Below are 3,215 nucleotides of genomic sequence, written 5' to 3'. Positions count from 1 at the left end.
GACTGGGTTGCCCAGGAACTCAACGACCGGCCACGCAAAAGACTAGAGTTCAAAAAACCGATCGAACTGATCGAAGGACTCCTGTTGCAATGACCGCCTGAATCCGCCGAACCCTGACCGGGCGGAAATTTGGCTGTCCGACCGATTGGACTGTGAATCGCAGCGATAAATGGCGGCGATTATGTCCACACCGGCCGGCCGTTAGCCGGTTGTTGCCCACTCACAGGTTGATAGGGAGCTCCGATGCGTATGCCTCGTGCAGGATGCGAGTGAGCTCATGGGTATCCCCGAGCGAATGCTCAGCAATGCGCGCAACATGGATGCCGGGACTCCACGAGTTCATCACCGCGCCCGCGAATTCCTCACTTAAGTCCACTGCGCGGATCGAGCGCGTGACCTGGTCAACATTGCGGGCGGCCAGTTGGCGCTTCAGGATTTGCATGGTGATGCCGGGCAGAACGTCAGCCTTCGGCCAGATCACCGATTGCCCGTCCCAGAACGCAATGTTCCATATTGTTGCTTCGCTGAGACACCCAGAGGCGTCGGTGAACATGGCGTCGTCGAAGCCGCGCTGATTAGCGTGGCGAAGGAATTGGGTCTTCGCCACTTCGCCTACGTGCTTGACGTGCGGAAGGTGCCGCGCGTGCGAGACGACATCAAGGGATAGTGGCTCAGCTGACGGCGTGACCGGATTCGTGACTTTTGTGAGCACGTCAAGCTCGACCTTCCCATGAGTTCGCATGAATTCCCCGGGCCGCGAACTAACAAAGACAGCCAATGAGACGTCGGGCGGTGTGGACCTTAGTGCCGACGAAAGGAGTTCACGGATCTGCTCATCAGGCAGGTGACGTCCGAAGAGCTCATCGCTCGCGTCACGCAGGCGGTCGAGGTGGAGATCAAGCCCTCGCACTGCGCGATCGCGCACCTGCATGGCGGTGAAGTGCGCGTACCCCGCGAACGCCAGAGGGGTAAGGTCGTCGGTGGTGGCAGGCTTACCGTTGAAGTACGTATTGGAGATCATGCTTACAACGTAGGAGTTGACACTAGTGACAAAGGCAAGCGCCGACGGTTTGCTCCGGGTCGGAGAGCTCTCAGCACGTACCGGGGTCAGCGCCAGGTTGCTGCGGCACTACGAGAATCAAGGAATTCTTCCGGCGCAAAGGTCCTCGACCGGGCAGAGACTGTTCGAAAACAGCACCATTGAACAGGTCATGTACATACGTGAACTGCTTGATGTAGGACTGCCCATCCGTGTGATCCGTGACTTGATGGACTGCATCCACGAGCCTGGCCGCCTCGACCCCTGCGCCGTCCCCGTCCTTGTTGAGCACCTCAGCGACTATGACGCAAGGATTGCCTCGCTCGTCACCACGCGGTCGTCGCTCCAGGGACTCATCGACGCTTCAGCGCCCGAACCCAGCGGGTGCTCACTAGAGTGAAATCACGCTAAGCGGTCGTGCAGGGTCGCCTGTGCGTTTGATGGCACGGTAGACGGTTGAGGGACCGGCCGATGTGGCCCGGCGGAAGGGCCCAGCACAAAGGAAGCGCTAATCGGACAAGTGAGCTTTAACTCTCCGTCTTGTCGAGCGGACTAGGGCATCGCTTGGGCCAAGGCATCGGTTAGGCGCTGCGCGGCCTGATCAATCGTTCTTTCAAGAACGGATGGCCCGGTTGTAGCCCGATAATAAGCTCGTCCATGTCGCGCAACCCGGCACGGTCCAGGAGCCGCTTCTCATTAGTGACCCACTCGCCGCGAGCGGCCAGCACGGCGTGTGCGGCCATCGCGCAGGATATGGCTAGGGCACCGGCCAGCTCCGTCAGCTTCCCGCTTCCGACATCAGCTGGACCTGTGCCGCAGCGGCAGCCGCCGGTGCCGCATTCGCTGAGCGGCGGCCGAGCTGCTGGAGTGAGACGTAGAAACTTCCGAAGATGAGCGTGGTGATAACCGCCGCCGTCAGCAACCCGATGACCCTTCGCATACCTCCATCATCCGCCGCCGCGCCTATTTGGAGCCTGACTGGCCTGAAATACGTGACCTGCGGATCAGGCGGGCCATGTCGATTTGCCCGAAACATCCGGTTCATGAAAGTACCGCGTCGAATCACCGCCGGCCCCGGGTCGCCACCCTAGGGGGATGGCCGGTCCCGTTCACGAGTAGTGCCTACCTAATTCGACTGTGCAGGGCTACCCGCCGAGGCGGCCGCACGCGCCGCACTTTCAGTCGCCTCGTGGTTCTGGTCCCATGCCCCCGCCCTAGGCCGTTGGCACTCCTACTCTTACGGGGTTCTCTCAGCCCTTGCCGGCGCTCTGAGTGAGCGAGGTGCGCAAGCAGACTCCCAGTAACTGCAATCCACAGAACCGCCGCAGCCAGGACAATAATGATCAGGGTCAGGGGATGCATGTGGGTCCTCCACGGGTACCTCGGTGTGGGACGGAACGCTACCGGCCCGGTTGTTCGGTCCCACTTTCAGGAGGCCTGCTTGAATGATCGCAGGTTCGTTGCCCCTGCGGAAGTAGCTCAAACCCAGAAGCCAAGGCTGGGTTGTGGCTAAAGTGTGGGGGTGGTGATTACAGGCACCATTGACGGCCCGGACGGCGGTTTCGCACGCGTGAACGCCGTCGGTGAGAGGTACGAAGAAGCGAAGGCGGCGCTTGGAGCCATGGTCCCCGGGGGCCAAACGGTACATTCAACACCATGACCGGACTCCTCATCGGATACGCCCGCGTATCGACGAACGACCAAGACCTCACTGCCCAGAAAAATCCCCTGGTCGCTCTGGGGGTGACGCCGGAGAAGACGCGTCGAAAGAGCCTGGCATCTTTTCAAAGATTGGGGCGAAGCTCTTCGGGAGCTAAGTCCGAAGGAACGGTGTGTTGGCGGTGATCCGGTCAGGAGGAAGGTGGCCTTCTATCCGGCAGCACACGGACGAACACCGCCGCCTCGGAATCCCGTTCGCGCCTGCCCCAAACAGGGCGTACATTCGATGGTGCACACTCTAAAAGCCCCCACTGAACAGCGGCGCTGGCTCGCAATTTGATCAAACGTGATCACAGAATTCACCCATCTCCTTTCATATCAGTATCTCTGGAGCCAACTGCAGCCTGGTCCTGGGAGCACTGCTGCTTGCTGCACGCAGCCTTCGGCTGCCCCGGGTCCCCGCAGCGGGACTGGCGTTGACCGGCCTGGGTATGTTTGTGGTGCTCGTGGGCCCGGA

The 3,215-nt window shown here is 60.8% G+C and carries 3 protein-coding genes; 1 reads left to right on the top strand and 2 read right to left on the bottom strand.

Annotated elements, in window-relative coordinates; translation table 11 throughout:
* Positions 1-220: 220 nt before the first annotated feature.
* Positions 221-1,021 carry an aminotransferase class IV family protein gene (locus tag ACZYZ4_RS19405; protein WP_463863408.1) on the bottom strand — a complete coding sequence of 267 codons (801 nt, stop codon included), beginning with the start codon at positions 1,019-1,021 and terminating at the stop codon, positions 221-223.
* 25 nt (positions 1,022-1,046) lie between these two features.
* Here ACZYZ4_RS19405 and ACZYZ4_RS19400 point away from each other — a divergent pair, with 25 nt between their 5' ends.
* Positions 1,047-1,439, top strand: coding sequence for a MerR family transcriptional regulator (locus ACZYZ4_RS19400; protein ID WP_463863407.1), 393 nt, complete (start codon positions 1,047-1,049; stop codon positions 1,437-1,439).
* A gap of 378 nt (positions 1,440-1,817) precedes the next feature.
* On the opposite strand, the gene ACZYZ4_RS19395 is transcribed toward ACZYZ4_RS19400, so the two are convergent.
* Positions 1,818-1,979 (bottom strand): hypothetical protein, encoded by a 162-nt coding sequence (locus ACZYZ4_RS19395; RefSeq protein ID WP_463863406.1) that lies wholly within the window; start codon positions 1,977-1,979, stop codon positions 1,818-1,820.
* Between the last annotated feature and the right edge of the window lie 1,236 nt (positions 1,980-3,215).

This window comes from Pseudarthrobacter adonitolis (assembly GCF_055412845.1).
Note: the sequence above shows the minus strand (reverse complement) of the source record. Positions and strands in the feature narration are given on the sequence as shown.

What these genes read in the sequence shown, in the direction of transcription:
- ACZYZ4_RS19395 (WP_463863406.1), bottom strand. Translation starts at nt 1,979, where the DNA reads ATGCGAAGGGTCATCGGGTTGCTGACGGCGGCGGTTATCACCACGCTC.
- ACZYZ4_RS19405 (WP_463863408.1), bottom strand. Translation starts at nt 1,021, where the DNA reads ATGATCTCCAATACGTACTTCAACGGTAAGCCTGCCACCACCGACGAC.